Origin of the sequence: Mycolicibacterium neoaurum ATCC 25795 (assembly GCF_000691525.1) — a bacterium.
GTDB classification, from domain to species: Bacteria; Actinomycetota; Actinomycetes; order Mycobacteriales; family Mycobacteriaceae; genus Mycobacterium; species Mycobacterium neoaurum.
Genome location: NZ_JMDW01000035.1, coordinates 1 through 1368, shown reverse-complemented (window position 1 = coordinate 1368; position 1368 = coordinate 1). Strand labels below are relative to the sequence as shown.

1 protein-coding gene is annotated in these 1368 nt (G+C 66.2%); it reads left to right on the top strand.

What is annotated here, in order from left to right:
• Positions 1-1368: CoA-acylating methylmalonate-semialdehyde dehydrogenase (locus tag IC40_RS0126300; RefSeq protein ID WP_030137634.1), on the top strand; the 1368-nt coding region annotated here is incomplete at both ends.

The following is a 1368-nucleotide window of genomic DNA, read 5'->3' as shown; positions in this document are numbered from 1 at the left end:
AAGGCACCTCGGGGCAGACCGCGCCCGTGACGAATCCGGCGTCGGGTGCGGTGACCGGTCAGGTCGCGCTGGCCTCGGTCGCCGATTCCCGGGCAGTCATCGACGCCGCCGCCGCAGCGTTCCCCGCCTGGCGCGACACCTCCCTGGCCAAGCGCACCCAAATCCTCTTCGCCTTCCGCGAACTCTTGAACGCCCGCAAGGGCGAACTCGCCGAAATCATCACCAGCGAACACGGCAAAGTCGTCTCCGACGCCCTCGGTGAAGTCGCCCGCGGCCAGGAAGTCGTCGAATTCGCCTGCGGCATCCCCCACCTGCTCAAAGGCGGCTACACCGAAAACGCCTCCACCAAAGTCGACGTCCACAACATCCTCCAACCCCTGGGCCCGGTCGGCATCATCTCCCCGTTCAACTTCCCCGCCATGGTCCCCATGTGGTTCTTCCCCCTGGCCATCGCCGCCGGCAACACCGTCGTGCTCAAACCGTCGGAAAAAGACCCCTCAGCCTCCCTGTGGCTGGCCAACCTGTGGAAAGAAGCCGGCCTGCCCGACGGCGTGTTCAACGTCCTGCAAGGCGACAAAACCGCCGTCGACGAACTCCTGACCAACCCCAACATCAAGGCCATCAGCTTCGTCGGGTCCACCCCCATCGCCCAGTACGTCTACGCCACCGCCACCGCCGCCGGCAAACGCGTCCAAGCCCTCGGCGGAGCCAAAAACCACGCCGTCATCCTGCCCGACGCCGACCTCGACCTGGCCGCCGACGCCATGGTCAACGCCGGCTTCGGCTCCGCCGGAGAACGCTGCATGGCCATCTCCGCAGCCGTGGCCGTCGGCCCCATCGCCGACGACCTCGTCGCCAAAATCCAAGAGCGCACCACCGGACTGAAGATCGGTGACGGCACCAAAAACACCGACATGGGCCCCCTGGTCACCAAAGCCCACCGCGACAAGGTCGCCTCCTACATCGACGCCGGCGAAGCCGACGGCGCCAAAGTCGTCGTCGACGGCCGCCAGGTCCAGGCCGACGGCGGAGCAGACGGCTTCTGGCTGGGCCCCACCCTGCTCGACAACGTCACCCCCGACATGAGCGTCTACACCGACGAAATCTTCGGCCCCGTCCTCTCCGTCCTACGCGTGGACACCTACGACCAAGCCCTCGACCTCATCAACACCAACCCCTACGGCAACGGCACCGCCATCTTCACCAACGACGGCGGCGCCGCCCGACGCTTCCAAAACGAAGTCGAAGTCGGCATGGTCGGCATCAACGTCCCCATCCCCGTCCCCATGGCCTACTACAGCTTCGGCGGCTGGAAAGCCTCCCTGTTCGGCGACTCCCACGCCCACGGAATGGAAGGGGTGCACTTCT